We start from the raw sequence: 18,897 nt of genomic DNA on the forward strand, positions 1-18,897 counted from the left end.
AGGAGGCCGCGGCCTCCGCGTCACAGGAAGCGCTTGAAGAGGTCCAGCTTCCCCGCGTAGGGCGGGTAGCGCAGCTTCATGTCCAGCAGGAAGGGCCGCTTCACCACGCCCTTGCGGTGGCTGAAGGCGTCGAAGCTGGCCTGGCCGTGGTAGCCGCCGATGCCGGACTCCCCCACGCCGCCGAAGGGCAGGCCCTTGGCCGCGAAGTGGACGCACACGTCGTTGGCCACCGCGCCGCCGCTGGACGTCTCCGTGAGGACGCGCTCGTTCACCGCCGCGTCCTTGGAGAAGGTGTAGAGCGCCAGCGGCTTGGGCCGCGAGCGCACGAAGCGGATGGCCTCGTCGATGCTCGGGCAGTCCACCAGCGGCAGCAGGGGCCCGAAAATCTCCTCCTGCATCAGCGGGCTGGACAGCGGCGCGTCGGTGATGACGGTGGGCGCGAAGAAGCGGCTGTCCGCGTCGCGCTCGCCGCCGAAGGCCACCGTCCCGTCCCGCGCCAGCTTCGAGACGCGCTCGAAGTGCCGCGCGCTGATGATGCGGCCATAGTCCCGGCTCTCCCGCGCATTGGCGCCGTAGAAGCTGGCGACGGCCTTCTGGACCAGCTCCGTGAAGCGGCCCTTGAGCTCGGGTGGAATGAGCACGTAGTCCGGCGCGATGCACGTCTGCCCGGCGTTGACGTACTTGCCCCAGGCGATGCGGCGCGCGGTGACCTCCAGGTCCACGCTCTTGTCGACGATGCAGGGGCTCTTGCCGCCCAGCTCCAGCACGGTGGGCGTCAGGTGCTTCGCCGCGGCCTCCGCGACCACCCGGCCCACCTGCGGGCCACCGGTGAAGAAGATGAGGTCCCAGCGCTCGTCCAGCAAGGCGCGGCTGGCCTCCGCGCCGCCCTCCACGACGGCGACGACGTCCTCGGGGAAGGCCTCGCGCAGCATCCGCGCGAGCACGGCGGACGTCGCCGGGGACAGCTCGCTGGGCTTCACCACCGCGGTGCAGCCCGCGGCCAGCGCCCCGATGAGCGGGGCAACCGCCAACTGATAGGGATAGTTCCAGGGGGAGATGATGAGCGTCACCCCCAGCGGGTCGGAGTACTGCCAGACGCGCGCGGGCTGGATGACGAGCGGCGCCGAGCCCTTGCGCGGCGCCATCCACGCCTTGACGTTCTTCAGCGCGTCCTTCAGCTCCCCGTAGATGTTGCCCACCTCCGTCAGGTAGGCCTCCTCGGGGCTCTTGGAGAGGTCCGACTGCAGGGCGGCGAGAATCTCCGCCTCGTACTTGCGTGCCACCCGTTCGAGCGCCTGCAACTGCTCCCGGCGCCACGCCAGCGGCAGCGTGGCGCGGGTCTCGAAACGGGCTCGCTGCTTCTCGACGAGCGCCTTCGCGCTGGAGCCCTGCGTCATCGGACCTCTCCTTGTGTGAGCTGCTACTTCAAGAGCTCGCCCTTTTCGGCCTTCTCCACGAGCGAGGCCGGCGGCTCGAAGTGCGCCCCGTAGCGCTGCGCGAGCTCGCGCGCGCGCGCCACGAAGCCCCGCGGCCCGTTGCCGGTCCGCCCCTCGTAGCCGTTGATGAACTGGGCCACGCCGCCCGTCCACGCCGGGAAGCCGATGCCCAGGATGGAGCCGATGTTGGCGTCCGCGGCGGAGCGCAGCACGCCTTCGTCGAAGCAGCGCACCGTGTCGATGGCCTCGGCGAACAGCATCCGGTCCTTCATGTCCTCGAAGGGGATGGTGTGGCCGGGCTTGGTGAAGTGCTGCGCCAGGCCCTTCCACAGCCCCGCGCGCTTGCCATCCTCGTAGTCGTAGAAGCCGCCGCCCGTGGAGCGGCCCTTGCGCTGGTGCTGGTCGATGAGCGCGTCCACCACGGCGTAGCTGCCGTGCTCCGCCCAGGGCTTGCCCTCCGCCAGGGCGGCCGCCTTCGTCTCCTGGCGAATCTTCCGCGGCAGCGTCAGCGTGAGCTCGTCCATCAAGCTGAGCGGGGCGGCGGGGTAGCCCGCCTGGAGGCCCGCCTGCTCGATGGAGGCGGGCGCGATGCCCTCGCCCACCATGGCGATGGCCTCGTTGAGGAAGGTGCCAATGACGCGGCTGGTGAAGAAGCCCCGGCTGTCGTTGACGACGATGGGCGTCTTCCCAATCTGCGCCGCGATGTCGATGGCCTTCGCGAGCGTGGCGTCGCTCGTCTTCTTCCCCGCGATGAGCTCCAGCAGCGGCATCTTGTCCACGGGGGAGAAGAAGTGCATGCCCACGAAGTCCTCCGTGCGCTTCACGCCCTCGGCCAGCACGGTGATGGGCAGCGTGGACGTGTTGGACCCGAGCACCGCGTCCGGCGCGACGACGTCCTGCACCTCCTGGAAGACCTGGTGCTTGAGCTTCACGTCCTCGAACACGGCCTCGATGACCAGGTCACACCCCTTCAGGTCGGCGGCCTTGTCCGTGGGGAGGATGCGCGCCAGCAGCGCGTCCCCCTTCTCCTGGGTGGACTTGCCCCGCTGGACGGCCTTCTCCACCAGCTTCACGGAGTACTGCTTGCCCTTCTCCGCCGACGCCAGGCTCACGTCCTTGAGCACCACGTCGATGCCGGCCTTGGCGCAGACGTAGGCGATGCCCGCGCCCATCATCCCCGCGCCCAGCACGCCCACCTTCTTCGCGGTGTACCGCGGGTAGTCCTTGGGACGGCCGCCACCCGAGTTGATGTGCTGCATGTCGAAGAAGAACGCCTGAATCATGTTCTTCGCGACCTGCCCCGTGACGAGCTCGGTGAAGTAGCGCGACTCCACGGTGAACGCGGTGTCCACGTCCACCTGGGTGCTCTCCACCGCCACCGCCATGATGGCGCGGGGCGCCGGCATGTTCGCGCCCTTGAGCTGCTTGCGCAGGTTGGCGGGGAACGCGGGCAGGTTCGCCGCGAGGCCGGGGTGTGACGGCGTGCCGCCCGGAATCTTGTAGCCCTTCACGTCCCACGGCTGCTGCGCGGTGGGATGCGCCTTCACCCACGCCTTGGCCGCGGGCAGCAGCGCGTCCACGGAGTCCACCACCTCATGCACCAGGCCCACCTCCTTGGCCTCCTGCGGGCGGTAGCGCTGGCCCTGGAGCAGCACCTTCATCAGCGCGTCCACGATGCCCAGCATGCGCACCGTGCGCACCACGCCGCCGCCGCCGGGCAAGAGGCCCAGCGTCACCTCCGGCAGGCCCACCTGGGCGCCCTTCACGTCCGCCACGATGCGGTGGTGGCACGCCAGGGCAATCTCCAGCCCGCCGCCCAGCGCCGCGCCGTTGATGGCCGCGACCACCGGCTTGCCCAGCGTCTCCAGCGCGCGGAGCTGCGCCTTGATTTCCTGTCCCAGCTCGAAGGACTGCCGCGCGTCCTCCTTGCGGACCTTCAGCAGGTCCTTCAAATCACCGCCGGCGAAGAAGGTCTTCTTCGCGGAGGTGAGGACGACGCCTGCGATGCTGTCCTTCTCCTTGACCAGCCGGTCCACCGTCGCGCGCATGGACTTCAAGTACGCGGCGTTCATGGTGTTCGCGGACTGGTTCGGGTCATCCAACGTCAAGACGACGATGCCGTCGGCGTCCTGGTCCCAGCGGATGGTGCTCTGCTCGCTCATGGGGTTTGCTCGAATCCTGTCGAAGTGTTGGAGGAGAAGCTCAGACGCGCTCGATGAGGGTGGCCACGCCCATGCCACCGCCGACGCACAAGGTGATGACCGCGCGGCGCGCCTCGCGGCGCTCCAGCTCGTCCACCATGGTCCCCAGAATCATCGCGCCCGTGGCGCCCAGCGGGTGCCCCATGGCGATGGCGCCGCCGTTCACGTTCAGCTTCTCGTCCGGGATGCTCAGCTCCTTCTGGTACTTGAGCACCACCGAGGCGAAGGCCTCGTTGAGCTCGAACAGGTCGATGTCCTTCACCGACAGGCCCGCCATGGCCAGCAGCTTCTGGGTGGCCGGAATGGGGCCGGTGAGCATGATGGTGGGGTCCGAGCCGGACGTGGCCACCGCGGCGATGCGCGCGCGCGGCGTGAGGCCCAGCGACTTGCCCACCTGCTCCGAACCAATCAGCACCAGCGCCGCGCCGTCCACGATGCCCGACGAGTTGCCCGGCGTGTGGACGTGCTCGATGCGCTCCACGAAGTGGTACTTCTGCAGGGCCACCGCGTCGAAGCCGCCGGCCTCGCCCATGGCGGCGAAGGACGGGTTGAGCTTGCCGAGCGACGCCACGGTGGAGTCCGGGCGCATCAGCTCGTCATGCGCCAGCACGGTGAGGCCGTTCTGGTCCACCACCGGGATGACGGAGTTCTTGAAGTACCCGCCGGCCCACGCCTTGGCCGCCAGCTCCTGGGAGCGCGCCGCGTAGCGGTCCACGTCCTCGCGCGTGAAGCCCTCAATCGTGGCGATGAGGTCCGCGGAGATGCCCTGCGGGACGAAGTAGGTGTCGTAGTTGGTGGCCGGGTCCATGGCCCAGGCGCCGCCGTCCGAGCCCATGGGCACGCGCGACATGCTCTCCACGCCGCCCGCGATGACCAGGTGCTCCCAGCCCGAGCGCACCTGCTGCGCGGCCATGTTCACCGCCGTGAGGCCGGACGCGCAGAAGCGGTTGAGCTGCACGCCGCCCACCGTCTCCGGCAGCCCCGCCGCCAGCACCAGGGTGCGGGCGATGTCGGCGCCCTGGTCCCCCACCGGGGAGACGACGCCGAGCACCACGTCGTCGATGCGCTGGGGGTCCAGGTTCGGGTGACGCTTCTTGAGCGCGTCCACCAGCCCGGTGAGCAGGGAGATGGGCTTGGTGCCGTGCAGCGCGCCTTTCCTGCCCTTGCCGCGAGGGGTCCGGACGGCGTCGAAGATGAATGCTTCCTGGCTCACGAAGAGCCTCCTTGGAACGGGATGTGGGGGGCTACAGGGAACGGGCGACGAGCTCTTTCATGACCTCGTTCGCGCCGGCGAAGATTCGCAGCACACGCGTGTCCGCGAACAGGTGGGCGATGGGGTACTCCTTCATGTACCCGTACCCTCCAAACAACTGCAAGCAACGGTCAGCGACGATGCACGCCTGATCCGACACCCAGTACTTGGCCATGGCCGCCGTCGTCACATCCAACCCGCCCTCCAGGTGCGACACGATGCAGTCGTCGACGAAGGTGCGACACACGCGCCGGAGCGTAGCGACCTCCGCCAGCTCGAAGCGCGTGTTCTGGAGGGCGAAGAGCGGCTTTCCGAACACCTGCCGTTGTTTCGTGTATTCGACCGTCACGTCCATGGCCCGCTCCAGGCTGGCCATCGCGATGAGCGCCACGCTCAGCCGCTCCTGGGGGAGCTGCTGCATCATCTGGACGAAGCCCCGGCCCTCCTCGCCGCCCAGCAGGTTGCTGGCGGGGACCTTCAAATCATCGAAGAAGAGCTCCGTCGTGTCCTGCCCCTTGCCGCCCAGCTTCTCCAGGATGCGCCCGCGCTCGAAGCCCGGCGTGGTGTCGGAGACCTCGGCGCACAGCAGGGAGATGCCCGCATGGCCCTGCGCGTCCCCCGTCCGCACGGCGAGGATGAGGAAGTCACACACGCGGCCATTGGAGATGAACGTCTTGGAGCCGCTCACCCGGTAGAAGTCACCCTCACGCACCGCGCGGGTGGAGATGGCCTGGAGGTCGGAGCCCGTGCCCGGCTCCGTCATGGCGATGGCGCCCACCCACTCCCCGCTGGCGAGCCTGGGCAGCCACTGCTTCTTCTGGGCCTCGGACGCGTAGGCCAGGACGTAGTGCGCGACGATGGAGCAATGCACCGCGAAGCCCATGGACGGGTCGCCCGCGCGGACCTGCTCCTCGGTGAGGACGGCCTCGTGGGCGAAGGTGCCGCCGCCTCCGCCATAGGCCTCCGGGATGGACATGCAGAGCAGCCCCAGCTCACCGGCCCGGCGGTACAGCGCCTTGTCCGGGTGCCCCTGCTCCACGTGCTTGGAGAGGTTCGGGAGGACCTCCTTGGTGAAGTACGTGGCCGCCAGGGCGCGCACCTGCTCCAGCTCGGGCGAGCCCCATCGGGATGATGCCGTCATGTGCGCCTCCTAGAGTCCGAACGTCTTGCCGATGATGTCGCGCTGGATTTCGCTGGTGCCGCCGTAGACGGTGGAGATGACCGTGGCGCGCAGGTGCGACTCCATGTCGAACTCGGTGGCGTAGCCGTAGCCGCCCATCATCTGCACGCCCTCCAGCGCCACGCGCTTGGCCGTCTCCGTCGTCTTCAGCTTCGCCATGGACGCCTCGCGCGGCAGCATCCGCTCCGGGGCCTCGTCCGCCATGGCGGCCACGCGGTAGATGAGCAGCTCACAGCAATCCAGCTCCGTGGCCAGGTCCGCGACGCGGTGCTTGAGCGCCTGGAAGGAGCCAATGGCCTTTCCGAACTGCTTGCGCTCCTTCACGTAGGCCACCGCGTCGTCGAAGGCGCGGCGGCCCCGCCCCAGCATGGTGGCGGCCAGGATGAGGCGCTCGCTGTTGAGCCCGGACATCACCTGCGGCCACGCCTGGTCCACGCGGCCCACCACCGCGCGCTCCGGCAGGAAGCAGTCGGTGAAGTAGACGTCGTTGACGTCCTTGCCGTTGAGCGTGGGGATGCCGCGTATCTCCACGCCCGCCGTGTCCGTGGGGACGCAGAACATGGTGAGCCCCTCGTGCCGCGTGCCCGTCTGGGTGCGCGCCACCAGCAGGAGGTGGTCCGCCAGGTGCGCGTTCGAGCACCACGTCTTCTGCCCATTGATGAGGAACCCCCCGTCCACCCGCTTCGCGCGGCAGGAGATGGCCGCGACGTCGGAGCCCGCGCCGGGCTCGGAGATGGCGATGGCCTCCACGCGGCCCCGGACGATGCCGCCCAGCACCTGCTCGCGCTGGGCGGGCGTCCCGAACTTCACATAGGGCCCGGCGGCCACCGCGGTGGTGACGTAGCCGCCCACCGGCGCGAGCCCATACGCGGTGCGCTCCGCGAAGAGGCACATCTCCGACAGGCCGCCCCCCGAGCCGCCGTCCTCCGGCGCGATTCCCACGCCGAGCCAGCCCAGCTCGGCCATCTGCGCGTAGAGCGCGCGGTGGTGCGTCTCCGCGCCGTGCCGGGTCAGGGCGTCGCGCTGGGCGCGCGTGCCCGTCCTGTCGCGACAGAAGGCGTCAATGGCGTCGGCGAACGACGCTTGCTCCGGGGTCCTGGCGTGCATGGAGGGCTCTGGGGGTGACGCTGCGGTGGAGACGTCAGGCGCCTTCGTAGAAGGCGGCGATGCGCGAGGCGTACTGCTTGAGGAGCACGCGGCGCTTGAGCTTCAGGCTGGGCGTCAGCTCGCCCGTCACCGGCGACCAGCTCTCAGCCACCACGTCGAAGCGCTTCACCTGCTCCGCGCGGGAGAGCCGGACGTTGATGGAGGCCACCAGCGCCTCCAGCTCGGCGCGGATGGCGGGCGCCTGGGTGAGCGCCTCCAGGGAGCGCGCCTCCAGGCCATGCGCCTTCGCCCACACGGGCGCGGCGTCCGGGTCCAGGCTGATGAGCGCCGTCACGTACGGGAGGCTGTCGCCAATGGCGATGGCCTGCCCCACCAGCGGGTGCGCGCGCAGCATCCCCTCGATTTTCGACGGCGCGATGTTCTTGCCGCTGGAGGTGATGAGCAGCTCCTTCTTGCGGTCGGTGATGGAGAGGTAGCCCTCCGCGTCCACCGAGCCGATGTCGCCGGTGGCCAGCCAGCCCTCCGCGTCCACCGCGCTCACAATCTTCCCGTCCGCGGCCAGGTACCCCATGAACAACACCGGCCCCCGGACGAAAATCTCCCCGTCCGCGGCCAGCCGGAGCTGCAAGCCCGGGATGGGCCGCCCCACCGAGCCCACGCGGAAGTCCTCCGGCGTGTTGATGGTCGCGCAGCCGGTGGTCTCGCTCATGCCCCAGACCTCCAGCACCTTGAGGCCGAAGCCGCCCAGGAACTCCAGCACCTCCACGGGGATGGGCGCCGAGCCGCTGCTCGCCCAGGTGAGGGCGTCCAGGCCCAGGGCCGCGCGCAGGGGCTTGAGCACCTGGGCCTCCGCCTCGGCCGCCTTGCGCGCGAGCTCGGGTGACACCTCCCGGCCCGCGCCCTCCAGCCGGAAGACCTCCTGGAGCGCCGCGTGCGCGGCGACGACGGGCGCGCGCCGCGCTGGCTCCATGGCGTCCAGCTTCGCCTTGAGCCCCGCCGCCAGCTTCTCCCAGACGCGCGGCACGCCGAAGAACGCGGGCGGCCGCGCCTTCGCCAGCAGCGGCACCACCCCCGCCGGGTCCGCGCAGATGTAGACGTGCAGCGCCTTGTACAGCGAGCGGTACAACCCCAGCTCGCGCTCGGCGATATGCGCCAGCGGCAGGTAGGCGACGGAGGTGGAGCGCATCGGCGTGGGCACCACCGCGTCCACGGCGATGGCCTCGTAGAAGGCATTGCGGTGGCTCAGCACCACGCCCTTCGGGTCACCGGTGGTGCCCGACGTGTACATCATCGCGATGGGGTCCTCGGGGCGGATGCGCTTCCAGCCGTCCTCGAAGACAGACGCATCCTCCTGGTGCAGCGCGCGGCCCCGGGACTCCACCTCCGCGAAGGAGATGAAGCGCGCGTCCCCCGCGGGAATCGCCGAGGCGTCCACGACGATGACGTGCCGGAGCGCGTCCAGCGATTCGAGCACCGGTTGCCAGCGGGCGAGCTCGGCGGCGCCCTCCAGGACGACGATGCGCGCCTGGCTCTGCTTCGCCACGTAGCCTATCTGCTCGCCGCTCAGCGTCTGGTACGCGGTACAGGAGATGGCGCCCAGGTGCACCGCCGCATAGTCGATGAGCCAGTGCTCCGGGCGGCTGGACATCATGATCATCATCCGCTCGCTCCACCGCAGCCCGAGCGAACCCAGCCCCCGGGAGAGCGCGGCGGTCCGCTCGCGCAGCTGGGCCCAGGTGAGCGTCGTGTCCCCCGCCGTCAACGCGGGCGCGTCCGCGTACGCCTCCGCGTTGCGCTGGAGGAGCAGCGGCAGGGTGATGTTGCTCGCCAGGGATTGGCACTGCGCTTCCAGGTCTGCGAACGACGGACGCATGGGCAGCTCCTCGGTTCACGGGTTCACTGGACTGCAATGACAAACAGCGCGGCGGCGCCCCGCCCCGCGTCAGGGGTCGACGTAGAGGTCGAGCAGGACGTCGGGGCCGCCCCCGTAACCGCTGAAATCGCTGATGCCTTCGGCGCGCAGGACGTCTTCGTCGATGAAGCTCTGTCCCGTGCAATCGCGCGGCGAGCGCTGGAGGAGGGCCACGGCCGCGTCCGCCATGATGTCGGGCGCGCGGGCCCGCTGCATCGACGCGTCCCCCCCGAGCAGGTTCTGCACCGCCACCGTGGCGATGAGCGTCCGGGGCCAGAGCGTGTTCGCCGCGATGCCGGCCTCCGCGAACTCCGCGGCCCAGCCGAGCGTGAGCAGCGTCATCCCGTACTTCGCCATCGTGTACGCCGGGTGCAGCCCCATCCAGCGCGGCGCCAGGTTGATGGGCGGAGAGAGCGACAGGATGTGTGGGCGCGGCGCGCGGCGCAGGTGCGGCAACGCGGCGCGCGTGAGGAGGAAGGTCCCCCGGAGCTGAACCTGCTGCATCAAGTCGAAGCGCTTGAGCGGCAGCTCCTCCGTCTTCAGCGGCGCCAGCGCGCTGGCGTTGTTCACGCAGAAGTCGATGCCGCCAAAGCGCGCCACCGCCTCGTCCACGGCGCGCTGCACGTCCGCTTCCTCGCGCACGTCGCCCACCACCGCCAGCGCCTGGCCACCCGCGTCCTGGATGGCCTGCGCCGCCGTGTGCACGGTGCCGGGCAGCCGGGGGGCAGGTGTGTCTGTCTTTGCCAGCAGCACGACGTTGGCGCCCAGCCGCCCGGCGGCCACGCCCATGGCCAGCCCGATGCCGCGGCTGCCCCCCGACATCAGCAGCGTCCGTCCGGCCAGTGGCCTGGCGGCGGTCATCACGTGTCCTTGCCCTTCCGGGGCCCGGGCTTCGCCGCCGGTCCGGGCCGCGGGTGGAGGTGGGGGAAGACGTCACGGATGATGGTGATGAGCGACTCACTCAGCAGCAGGTGCGCGTCCTCGCGTGACAGCGTGCCGCCGCGAATCCATTCGCGAATGGTGGACTTCACCATGCCGCCGTAGGAGCGCATCATCGCGCGGTGCCGCGCGTCGCTGCCCACCTCCACCTTGAGGCCGAGGAACTCGAGCGTCTTCGCGGCGGCCACGTCGTCCGCCTGGGCGAGGATGCGCTCCACCTCCGGGTCCGCGATGCTCCCCGCGCCCGTGACGGCCACGTACGTCTTGCCATGGGTGGCCACGGTGTCGAGGTACCACTCGACGCTGCGCTCCACGCGTTGCCGCAACGTGCCGGTCGCGCTCACCTTCTCCTCCAGTCCGGGCATGAGCAGCATCCTCTTCACGACCTTCAGGTAGAGGTCGCGCTTCTGGCCGAAGTAGTGGTTGAGCAGCCCCCGGGCCACGCCCGCCTCGCGGGCGATGTCCGTGGTGGAGACCTCCGCGTAGGGACGCTCACCGAACAGCCGCATGGCGCACTCGAGAATCTGCTCCCGGCGCGCGTCGGGCTCCAACCGCTTCCAGCGAGGGGCATCGGACGGGCTCATCGCGTCACCTCCCGCCACGGCAGGAACGGGGGCAGGTCATTCGCGAGGGTCCGGGAGAACCGGGGAGGGCGCTTTTGCATGAAGGCCATGACCCCTTCTAGCGCGTCCGCGCTCCGGCCCAGACTCGCGATGAGCTGACTGTCCAACTGGAACGCGGGCTCCGGGGAGGGCAGCGCGCTCATCTGGTAGAGCGCCTGCCGGATGACGGCCACGGACACGGGGGCCGTGGTCTCCACCAGCTCCCGGGCCAGCGCCTTCGCGGCGTCCAGCACCGCGTCCGGCTCGTGGAGGGAGCGGACCAGGCCCGCGCCCAGCGCCTCGTCGGCGGGAATCAGCCGGCCGCTCACCATCCAGTCGAGCGCGCGGCCCAGGCCGACGAGGCGGGGCAGGAACCAGGTGGAGCCCGCCTCCGGGTAGATGCCGCGCCGGCTGAAGACGAAGCCGAAGCGGCTGTCCTTCGAGGCCAGGCGGAAGTCCGCGGGCAGCAGCATCGTGGAGCCCACGCCCACGGCGGCGCCCCGCACGGCGGCGATGACGGGCTTGCGCATGGCGAACATCCGCCGCGTCACGCGCGTGGCGGGCTCCACCCACGCGCCCTCGGGGACCTCCGTGTTCGTCACCTCCAGCGAGTGGCCGCTCAGGTCCGCGCCCACGCAGAAGTCCCTGCCCGCGCCCGTGAGGATGACGACGCGCACGTCCTCATCCGCGTCGGCCGCGGCGAGCCCCGCGTCGAGCTCGTCCGCCATGGTCACCGTGAAACCATTCCGCGCTTCGGGCCGGTGCAGCTCGAATGTGGCGACCCGGTCCGACACCGACGACCGGATGTGCTGGTAGGTCATGGAGGATGCCCCGTTGCTGCAGTGAGGGTGATGTTGGGCACTTATTGGCGAAGTGTCAATAGTGAGAACCACCTGGATTCCCAAACACTTCCAACGTGTTGCGTCATCCTTTCGCGCTGCGTCGGTGGTGAAGTGCATGTCTTTGCAGTCGCTGTAAAAAGCCGCCATGGCTGATTTTGAGGTTATTCGGGATAGCGCCGATAATGAGCGGTTCCGGAACCCAGGTCGTGGGCCGGAAACCCGTCGTCGTGGAGACACCATGAACCTGTTTTCGAAGACGCTGTTCGTGAGCGCCGCGGCTGTGCTGACACTCGCCCCGATGTCCGCTTCGGCCCTGCCCCCGGATTGCGACGTGCAGTGTGAGGGCACGCCGCCCTGCTGGCTCGTCTGCGCCGTTCCCTGGGGGATGCGGGTCATCACCTGTGAGCAGTGGATCAACGATTACGCGCTGGGTGGCACGTGCACGCCCGACGCGCAGGATCCCTACGAGGAGGAGGAGCTGTCGTCGGTGGAGCCGCGCCAAGGCGACATGCCCGGCATGGCGTCCGCCTGCCACAGCACACCTGAGCTGACGAGCGCGCGGTAGACGTCCCTCTGGCAGTCCCCCTCTCACGCATCCTGGCGTGGGAGGGGGACTGGGCGGAGCGGCCTCCGCCCGCCGCTTTTCTCTCGCCGCCACGTGGACGCACGACGTCCTCTGGAGCGCCCATGAGACCTCGTCTCCTGCCGTGGTGCCCGCTGCTCCTTCTCTGGCTGGGCGCGGCGTGCGCGGCCCAGACGCCGCTGATGCGGGCATGGGACGCGGTGGACACGGCCGCCTGTGCGTCTCCAGGCGACGACCACTGCGTGGTGCTCGGCTGCGAGGAAGGCCTGTGCGGCTTCTTCCCTTGCGAGGACGTGCTCGGCGCCGAAGACACGGCTGACGCGTCCGTGGACAGGGACGCGCCCGTCGCGGGGCAGGTGCTCGCCATGCGTCCGGGCTTCCCCATGGGCCCCGCCAGGCCCGGACGGTGGTGGCGCAGGGCCCCCTGGCTGCGTAACGGCGCCGAACCGGTGATGACGTTCCGCTGGTACCCGGAGCGTCCGCCACTCCGACCACCGCCCGCCCTGCCCGCGCCACGGATGCAGAAGCACCACCTGTTTCCCCAGGCCAGCGACCTGGCGGTGTGGTTCACGGATCGTGGCATCAACATCCACGACTACACGATGCTCATCCCCACCCATGTCCACCGTCGCATCCATGGCGGCGGCGCTTCCGGAGGACTGTGGAATGAAGCGTGGCGCCAGTTCATCGAAACGCGAGGCAACAGGGTGCCCAAGAACGAAATCTTCCGGTATGCCGGTGAGCTCATCTACCGCTTCGAACTCACAGGGCCCGTCAGCCCCTACTTCCGGCGGGTTCCATGACGGTCAACACCGAGACTGGCGTGGGCATCTACAGAGTCGAGGCATCCAGGACATCGAGCTACACGGGTAACCTGCGTGCCACACATCGATGGAGCCTGCCCGGGCTCGCGGACTGTCCTGGTTGCGGCGCGACCTGGGGCGTTGCTGGGCTCCACTATCCCTGCGTGGACCTGTCATCGCTCCCAGCAAGGCATGAGTACGAACAGTCGCGCCCCGAGCCATATGCCGAATGGGCGCGACTGCGCGACCAGGTACGCCCCTTCATTCCTTCTGGGTTCATCTTGCTACCGGGGACCCGGTTCGGCCCGATGGCCGGACGCGCAACCGGCACCTTCGGCCCGCTCCATCTGCAAACCTGGACGCTGAACCTTGGCCGTGACGCCTTCGAACAACTGCAGCAAGCGGGGGTGCAGGGCCTGAGTGGATGTCCCATTCAACTGCGGGGAAGCGGAGAGTCTCCGCCCGAGCGCATCGAGCTGCAACTCACACCATGCGGGCGATTCCACCCGGATTGCCTTCCGCCAGGACGCAAGCCGCCCTGTCCCATGTGCGGCGTCGAGGACTACGACCTCCCCGACCCCTACCACCTCGACGCGGCGTCTCTCCCCACTCAGGTGGACATCTTCCGCCTCGCGGACTGGACAACCATCATCCTGGCCACGCAGCGCTTCGTCGACGCGGTCCAGCACCTGGAGCTCGACGGCGTCACCTTCCGCCCGGTCCAGGTCCGCTGACGCGCGGCTGCACGTCGCTGACAGGCACCCAGAGCGCCGGGCATGCGGGGAAGGCCCGGGGACACCTCACATCTTCAGCCTGGATGCGGCCACCGCCGCGCTCGAACAGGCTGGGACTTCCACGGCATCCTCCCGAGGGGTAGGAGGAAGGCCGCCACCGCGCGCGGCACGGGGGCGCCGCGAGGACGTCAGCGCCTAGCAGGCGCCACAGTCCGCGGCGCAGCTCTCCGGCGTGTTGCTGGTGCCGCAGCTCTCGGAGAGCTGGCACGTCCCGTCACCGCACTTGTAGATGTCCTGCGGACGGATGCGGGTGGTGAGCGGCCGGTACGTCACGCCGTTGTACGTGCAGCGCGCGTAGGACGTCCGCGCGGCATCCAACTGGCAATGCGTCCGGGCAGCCCCCACGTGGGAGATGACCGTCGCGCAGTCCGGGTCCCCGCTCCACGACGACAGGCCGCACGCGCGCACCGTGCTCTCGTCGTAGGCCAGGTAGGGCGCGTCATTCGCCGCGAAGAGCCCCTCGCCATTGAAGAGGTTGCCGAAGAAGACGGCCTCCGGCTGGCCATACGTCTGCAGCTCCTCGGGGGTCGTCGGAATGGCGTTGCCCAGCGCGTCCCGGCCCTGCACGGAGATGTTCAGGTGCACGCCGTACTTGTTCACGTGCGCCGCCAGGCAGCCCGACACGAGCTGCTGCTCGGCCACCGTGGCCGAAGCGCCGCTCGCCCAGCCCGGCGCCAGCCCCAGCGAGCCCTCCCAGGTGTGCGTGGTGCCCGCGTGCGTGTACGCCAGCGCCTGGCCGGAGGCGAGCGCGCACCGCACGATGTACCGCATCACCTCCTCGGACCTGGCGGGGTCCGCGCTGAACCATGTATTGAAACCATTCGTCGACAGGCCATTCGTCGACAGGCCATTCGTCGACAGGCCGTTCGTCGACAAGCCGTTCGTCGACAAGCCGTTCGTCGACAAGCCGTTCGTCGACAGGCCGTTCGTCGACAGGCCGTTGGACGACACCAGGTCGTCCGACCAGGTGCCCAGGGGCTCACCGCCCGCGTCCCCCAGCTCCGCCGGACCACACCCCACGGCGGCGACAAGGAGCAACGCTGGCAGCAGCGCCCACCGGTGCGCGAAACGGCGTCCGGTGTAGGTGACCTTGCTGCTGGAACAGGTCTGCGGGGTGGAGTGGTGAGACATGACGGCCTCCGGTTTTTGGGGGTAGCCGCGTTTCTCGCGGCCAAGACAACCGGTAGTCCTTCTCCCCTCGCGTGACAGGTGCCCTCCCGGGCAGTTCGCGCACGTCGGTCATGCGGCAAACACGTAGTTCGTGCGCCGGCTGACGCTCAGTGCCCATTCCGCCCAGCCGCCAACGTTGCAGTCACACGCGACGCCGCACGCCCGGAGGTGCGGGCACCTGCGCGCGTCGCGCGTCTCGCGGCAGCTTCACCGTGAAGGTCGTCCCCTCTGCCGCGGAGGAGCATACGCACACAGCTCCCCCGTGCGCCTGGACGAGCTGTTTCACGATGAAGAGCCCCAGCCCCAGGCCGCCGGCGCCGCGACGGTGGCCCTTCTCACGCGGAGCGCCCCCCTGGCGGAAGGGGTCGAACAATGTCTCCAGGTGTTGAGAGGGAATGGGCATCCCGGTGTTGTGGACCTCCAGGACCTGGTCTCCGTTGACATCGATACATCTCAACCGGACGGGCGCGTCCGCGGCGCCGTGCTCCAGCGCGTTGCCCACCAGGTTGCTGAGCACCTGCGCCATCCGGTCCGCGTCCCAGACCCCCTCGGACACGCCCTCCACCTCCAGGGCGATGCGCCGGTCCGGGTGCGCGGCGGACAGCTCCTCCACCACCAGCCGGCACACGGTGGCCAGGTTGACGGTCCCCAGGTGCAGGGGAATGCCCCCCGCGAGCCGCGCGCGGGTGAGGTCGAGGATGTCTGAAATCATGGCGCTCATCCGCGCGGCGCTCGCCTCGATTCGCTGGGCACACTGCTGCTGCTGGGCCACCGGCAACGAGCGCTGGGCCATGGCCCTGGCGGACAGGGTGATGGCGTTCAGGGGATTGCGCAGGTCATGCCCGAGGATGCCGATGAACCGCTCCCGGAACTCCGCCTCCTCCATCAGCCGCGCCAGGGCGAGGTGGCGCGCGGTGCCGTCCAGGGCCTCGCGGGCCAGCCGCGCCGTCGCGTGCGCCAGGGCGCCCTCCGCCCGCAGCCGGGCCTCGTGCTCGCGCGCCAGCGCCTCCCGCAGGGCCCGCGCATCCTCCGCCTCGTCGGGCAACAGCCACAGCACGAAGCCGTCCGGCGCGGCCATCCCCACGGCGCGGCAGCGCACCTCCAGGCCCTCACGGCGGATGCGCAGCGCGGCGGACACCGGCTCGCCCGTGTCCACCACGCGCACGCAGTCCTCCAGGCTCAGGCCCCACACGCCCTCCTGCTCCCAGCACGACACGCAGGCGGGCAGGACCCACTCGTGCCCCGCCGCGTCGGCGGCCATGTCGGGCGCGGCCCGCCGCAGGTCGAGCACCTCGCCCGCGCTCCCGCGAACCACCTCGAAGCGCAAGCAGGGCGCGGGGCCTCCCGCGCGCGTCTCCCACGTCCAGGCGGAGCCCCACTTCGGCGACAGACTGACCCCCATCGACATCCCCCCGGCACGCCCCGCGGCCCCGATGCTCGACGCCCGGTCACGGCACGCACACGGCGGCAGAGTGACAAATCCCGGGGCGCGCGAACTTGTCCCTCGGTACACCCACGGCCCTCAGTGCTCATTCTCCGCCAGTGCCCACGCGTCACGCGGCCGCATCCCCGCGCAGGTGTCATCCTTCCGCAATGGGACTGCGCGGAGGGGCCGCCAGCGTGGATGCCAGCGCGGCGGCCTCAGCCCACCGCGCGCGGCAGGCGCACGGTGAAGGTGGTGCCGTGCTCCACGGAGGACACCACCTCCACGCCGCCGCCATGGCCGCGCACGATGTCCTGCACGATGTAGAGCCCCAGCCCGATGCTGCGCGTGGACTGGCCCTCCTTGAGCGCGCCGCGCGTCATCGGCTCGAACAGGCGCGGCAGCAGCTCCCGGGGGATGGGCTCGCCGCCATTGAAGACGGACAACAACGCGGCCTCGCCCTCCAGCCGCGTGCCCACCCGCACCGGGGCATCCGCGGGGCTGTAGGCCAGCGCGTTGCCCAACAGGTTCGTGAGCACCTGGGCGATGCGGTCCGGATCCCACTCTCCCCGGACCTCGTCCTGGAGCTCCACCTCCACGCGGCGCCCGGGGTTGGCCACCAGGAGCTCATCCACCACCTGGTGCACCACCTCCCGCAAGTCGGTGGCCTGGCGGTGCAGCGCGATGCCGCCGCCCAGCCGCGCCTTGGTGAAGTCCAGCAGGTCGCGAATCATCCGGGCCGCGCGCTCGGTGGCCTGTCCAATGCGCCACACCATGCGCTTCTGCGAGTCCGTCAGCTCGCCCTTCTTCTCCAGCAGCCCCGCCGACATGGAGATGGCCGCCAGCGGGTTGCGCAAGTCGTGGGAGACGATGCCCACGAGCTGCTGTTCGAACTCGGCGCGGCGGCGCAGCTCCTCCTGGGAGCGCTGCTGCTCGGCGAACAGGCGCGCGTTCTCAATGGAGAGCGCCGCCTTCGCCGCCAGCTCCTCCACCAGCTCCTGGTCCTCCAGGGTGAAGCCGCGGCCCGCCTGCCCGGTGCGCCCCACCGTCAACGTCCCCACCACCCGGCCCTGCGCGCGCAGCGGCACGCACAGCAGGCCGCGCAGGGCCTCGCCCTGGCCCAGTTCCCGCCGCTGCTCCGGTGACAGCTCGGGGATGAGCAGCGGCCGCCCGCCGCTGAGCACGAAGTCACTCAGGGCCTCGCCGGGCAGCAGCGGCGCCCCCCCTGGCCCGGGCCGGGGTGACTGGCCGCCACCTCCAGCCGCTTGCCGTCGTCGGACAGCAGGCACAGCGTGCACGCGTCCCCCAGGAAGCGGGACACCTGGAGCGCGATGGTGTCCCGCAGCACCGACAGGTCGCGGTTCGTCGCGTCGAAGGCGTCGGACGCCTCCGCGAGCATCTGCAGCCGGGCGGCGGCGGCCCGGGCCTGGGCATGGGCCCTGCGCTCCTCCGCCGTCAGGTGCACCCGGTCCAACGCCTGCGCGCACGCGTGCGCCAGCGCGGTGAAGAAGGCCCGGTCCATCTCCGTGAAGGTGCGGGGCCGCGCGAAGGACAGGCCAATGGCGCCCAGCGCCCGCCCCTTCACCAGCAGGGGCAGCGCGAGCGCCGCCTCCTGGAACATGCGCATGTCCAGGTCCGGGTAGCGCGCGCTCCACTCCTCCGGCGAGCCCACCCAGACGGCCTGCTGCTCGCGCAGCGCGTCCACCAGCGGCATGGACAGGGACACCGGGATGCGCCGCCACCGGCTCAGCACGCTCTCCGGATAGCCAATGGCATCCACGACCTCCAGCGCCTCGCCCGCCGCGTCCAGCAGGTTGACCGAGCCCGCCTTCGCGCCCGCGGCCACCAGCCCCTGCTCGAAGAGCGCGCGGCACACCTGCGGCACCGTGCCCGCCTCCGACAGCCGGGCGGCGAAGTCCCGCAGCCGGTCGATGTAGCCCGCGGCGCGCAGCGCGGCGTCCCGGGCCTCCGCCTCCTTCTGCCGCAGCAGCTCCGCCTGGCGCCGCACCTGCTGCTGCGCGCGGAACAGCTCCACGAAGACGGACACCTTCGAGCGCAGCACCTCCGGCGGGAAGGGCTTCTGGAGGAAGTCCACCGCGCCGGTGGCGTAGCCGGTGACGAGCTCCGCGTCGTCGCGGCCGTAGGCGGTGAGGAAGATGATGGGGACGTTGCGCGTGCGCTCGCGCTGCTTGATGAGCGCCGCCGTCTCGAAGCCGCTCAGCCCCGCCATCCGCACGTCCAGCAGGATGACGGCGTACTCCTCGCGCAGCAGGAAGCGCAGGGCCTGCTCACCCGAACACGCCTTGTCCATGCGCACGCCCAGCGGCTCGAGGATGGCCTCCAGCGACACCAGGTTGGACACATGGTCATCCACCAACAACACGGCGGGCGAATCCGAGCCGGCCCTCGCCTGACGCGGAGGGTCTTCGTCCGCAATCCGCAGATGCGTCAGCGTCAGCCGGCTGGCCGCGGTGGCTGCCCGGCTGAAAGGGATTTCCCCTCGCTGAAACGGCACCATCGTCGGAATCCCGTCCTGCGACATGAAGAAGTCACCTGGTGTGCGGTGGTCAGGAACTCGTCCCGGCGGCCCGGGCTCCAGGGGCGGACCGGCCCCTGGCACTGCTGGCGGCGAGGGATTACACCGCGTGGCGCG

16 protein-coding genes are annotated in these 18,897 nt (G+C 70.3%); 3 read left to right on the top strand and 13 right to left on the bottom strand.

Annotated elements, in window-relative coordinates; genetic code table 11:
* Positions 1-20: 20 nt before the first annotated feature.
* The 9 genes from MYMAC_RS33725 to MYMAC_RS33765 all read right to left on the bottom strand — a co-directional run bounded on the left by MYMAC_RS33725 (position 21) and on the right by MYMAC_RS33765 (position 11,450).
* Positions 21-1,397 (bottom strand): aldehyde dehydrogenase family protein, encoded by a 1,377-nt coding sequence (locus MYMAC_RS33725; protein ID WP_095961045.1) that lies wholly within the window; start codon positions 1,395-1,397, stop codon positions 21-23.
* Positions 1,398-1,420: 23 nt separating this feature from the next.
* Positions 1,421-3,598 (bottom strand): 3-hydroxyacyl-CoA dehydrogenase NAD-binding domain-containing protein, encoded by a 2,178-nt coding sequence (locus MYMAC_RS33730; RefSeq protein WP_095961046.1) that lies wholly within the window; start codon positions 3,596-3,598, stop codon positions 1,421-1,423.
* A gap of 40 nt (positions 3,599-3,638) precedes the next feature.
* The gene (locus MYMAC_RS33735; RefSeq protein ID WP_095961047.1) at positions 3,639-4,850 is read right to left on the bottom strand and encodes an acetyl-CoA C-acetyltransferase; all 1,212 of its coding nucleotides are present in this window, start codon (positions 4,848-4,850) and stop codon (positions 3,639-3,641) included.
* A gap of 31 nt (positions 4,851-4,881) precedes the next feature.
* Positions 4,882-6,030: an acyl-CoA dehydrogenase family protein gene (locus tag MYMAC_RS33740; protein ID WP_095961048.1), complete on the bottom strand. Its 1,149-nt coding sequence runs from the start codon at positions 6,028-6,030 to the stop codon at positions 4,882-4,884.
* Positions 6,031-6,039: 9 nt separating this feature from the next.
* The gene (locus tag MYMAC_RS33745) at positions 6,040-7,176 is read right to left on the bottom strand and encodes an acyl-CoA dehydrogenase family protein (protein ID WP_013937367.1); all 1,137 of its coding nucleotides are present in this window, start codon (positions 7,174-7,176) and stop codon (positions 6,040-6,042) included.
* Positions 7,177-7,210: 34 nt separating this feature from the next.
* Positions 7,211-9,049, bottom strand: a complete 1,839-nt coding sequence (locus MYMAC_RS33750; RefSeq protein WP_095961049.1) for an AMP-dependent synthetase/ligase — start codon at positions 9,047-9,049, stop codon at positions 7,211-7,213.
* Between the two features lie 69 nt (positions 9,050-9,118).
* Complete coding sequence (locus MYMAC_RS33755; RefSeq protein ID WP_095961050.1) at positions 9,119-9,949, bottom strand: SDR family oxidoreductase; 831 nt, start codon at positions 9,947-9,949, stop codon at positions 9,119-9,121.
* Positions 9,949-10,611, bottom strand: coding sequence for a TetR/AcrR family transcriptional regulator (locus MYMAC_RS33760; RefSeq protein ID WP_095961051.1), 663 nt, complete (start codon positions 10,609-10,611; stop codon positions 9,949-9,951). Before MYMAC_RS33760 ends, MYMAC_RS33755 begins: the two co-directional genes overlap by 1 nt.
* Positions 10,608-11,450 (bottom strand): enoyl-CoA hydratase-related protein, encoded by an 843-nt coding sequence (locus MYMAC_RS33765; RefSeq protein ID WP_095961052.1) that lies wholly within the window; start codon positions 11,448-11,450, stop codon positions 10,608-10,610. The genes MYMAC_RS33760 and MYMAC_RS33765 overlap by 4 nt, the downstream gene beginning before the upstream one ends.
* 259 nt (positions 11,451-11,709) lie before the next feature.
* Between MYMAC_RS33765 and MYMAC_RS33770 the strand changes: the two genes are divergently transcribed.
* From MYMAC_RS33770 to sitI6, 3 genes are all read left to right on the top strand, one after another.
* Positions 11,710-12,036 carry a hypothetical protein gene (locus MYMAC_RS33770; protein WP_095961053.1) on the top strand — a complete coding sequence of 109 codons (327 nt, stop codon included), beginning with the start codon at positions 11,710-11,712 and terminating at the stop codon, positions 12,034-12,036.
* A 122-nt stretch (positions 12,037-12,158) separates the two neighbouring features.
* Positions 12,159-12,857, top strand: a complete 699-nt coding sequence (gene sitA6, locus MYMAC_RS33775; RefSeq protein WP_095961054.1) for a SitA6 family polymorphic toxin lipoprotein — start codon at positions 12,159-12,161, stop codon at positions 12,855-12,857.
* On the top strand, positions 12,854-13,591 hold the full coding sequence (sitI6, locus tag MYMAC_RS33780; RefSeq protein WP_095961055.1) for a SitI6 family double-CXXCG motif immunity protein: 738 nt from the start codon (positions 12,854-12,856) through the stop codon (positions 13,589-13,591). Before sitA6 ends, sitI6 begins: the two co-directional genes overlap by 4 nt.
* A gap of 195 nt (positions 13,592-13,786) precedes the next feature.
* Here the strand turns inward: sitI6 and MYMAC_RS33785 are convergent, their stop codons facing one another.
* The 4 genes from MYMAC_RS33785 to MYMAC_RS38580 all read right to left on the bottom strand — a co-directional run bounded on the left by MYMAC_RS33785 (position 13,787) and on the right by MYMAC_RS38580 (position 18,681).
* Positions 13,787-14,782, bottom strand: a complete 996-nt coding sequence (locus MYMAC_RS33785; protein WP_095961056.1) for a hypothetical protein — start codon at positions 14,780-14,782, stop codon at positions 13,787-13,789.
* A 181-nt stretch (positions 14,783-14,963) separates the two neighbouring features.
* Positions 14,964-16,223: a sensor histidine kinase gene (locus MYMAC_RS33790; RefSeq protein ID WP_095961057.1), complete on the bottom strand. Its 1,260-nt coding sequence runs from the start codon at positions 16,221-16,223 to the stop codon at positions 14,964-14,966.
* Between the two features lie 239 nt (positions 16,224-16,462).
* Positions 16,463-17,428 (bottom strand): GAF domain-containing sensor histidine kinase, encoded by a 966-nt coding sequence (locus MYMAC_RS38155; protein WP_338025984.1) that lies wholly within the window; start codon positions 17,426-17,428, stop codon positions 16,463-16,465.
* An 8-nt stretch (positions 17,429-17,436) separates the two neighbouring features.
* A complete protein-coding gene (locus tag MYMAC_RS38580) occupies positions 17,437-18,681 on the bottom strand; it encodes a response regulator (protein ID WP_338026042.1) in 1,245 nt (414 codons plus the stop codon).
* Positions 18,682-18,897 lie beyond the last annotated feature (216 nt).

This window comes from Corallococcus macrosporus DSM 14697 (assembly GCF_002305895.1).
GTDB classification, from domain to species: domain Bacteria; phylum Myxococcota; class Myxococcia; order Myxococcales; family Myxococcaceae; genus Myxococcus; species Myxococcus macrosporus.

Coding starts and splice junctions, on each gene's coding strand:
- MYMAC_RS33725 (WP_095961045.1), bottom strand. CDS start 1,397: ATGACGCAGGGCTCCAGCGCGAAGGCGCTCGTCGAGAAGCAGCGAGCC.
- MYMAC_RS33730 (WP_095961046.1), bottom strand. CDS start 3,598: ATGAGCGAGCAGAGCACCATCCGCTGGGACCAGGACGCCGACGGCATC.
- MYMAC_RS33740 (WP_095961048.1), bottom strand. CDS start 6,030: ATGACGGCATCATCCCGATGGGGCTCGCCCGAGCTGGAGCAGGTGCGC.
- MYMAC_RS33745 (WP_013937367.1), bottom strand. CDS start 7,176: ATGCACGCCAGGACCCCGGAGCAAGCGTCGTTCGCCGACGCCATTGAC.
- MYMAC_RS33750 (WP_095961049.1), bottom strand. CDS start 9,049: ATGCGTCCGTCGTTCGCAGACCTGGAAGCGCAGTGCCAATCCCTGGCG.
- MYMAC_RS33755 (WP_095961050.1), bottom strand. CDS start 9,949: ATGACCGCCGCCAGGCCACTGGCCGGACGGACGCTGCTGATGTCGGGG.
- MYMAC_RS33760 (WP_095961051.1), bottom strand. CDS start 10,611: ATGAGCCCGTCCGATGCCCCTCGCTGGAAGCGGTTGGAGCCCGACGCG.
- MYMAC_RS33765 (WP_095961052.1), bottom strand. CDS start 11,450: ATGACCTACCAGCACATCCGGTCGTCGGTGTCGGACCGGGTCGCCACA.
- MYMAC_RS33770 (WP_095961053.1), top strand. CDS start 11,710: ATGAACCTGTTTTCGAAGACGCTGTTCGTGAGCGCCGCGGCTGTGCTG.
- sitA6 (WP_095961054.1), top strand. CDS start 12,159: ATGAGACCTCGTCTCCTGCCGTGGTGCCCGCTGCTCCTTCTCTGGCTG.
- sitI6 (WP_095961055.1), top strand. CDS start 12,854: ATGACGGTCAACACCGAGACTGGCGTGGGCATCTACAGAGTCGAGGCA.
- MYMAC_RS33785 (WP_095961056.1), bottom strand. CDS start 14,782: ATGTCTCACCACTCCACCCCGCAGACCTGTTCCAGCAGCAAGGTCACC.
- MYMAC_RS33790 (WP_095961057.1), bottom strand. CDS start 16,223: ATGGGGGTCAGTCTGTCGCCGAAGTGGGGCTCCGCCTGGACGTGGGAG.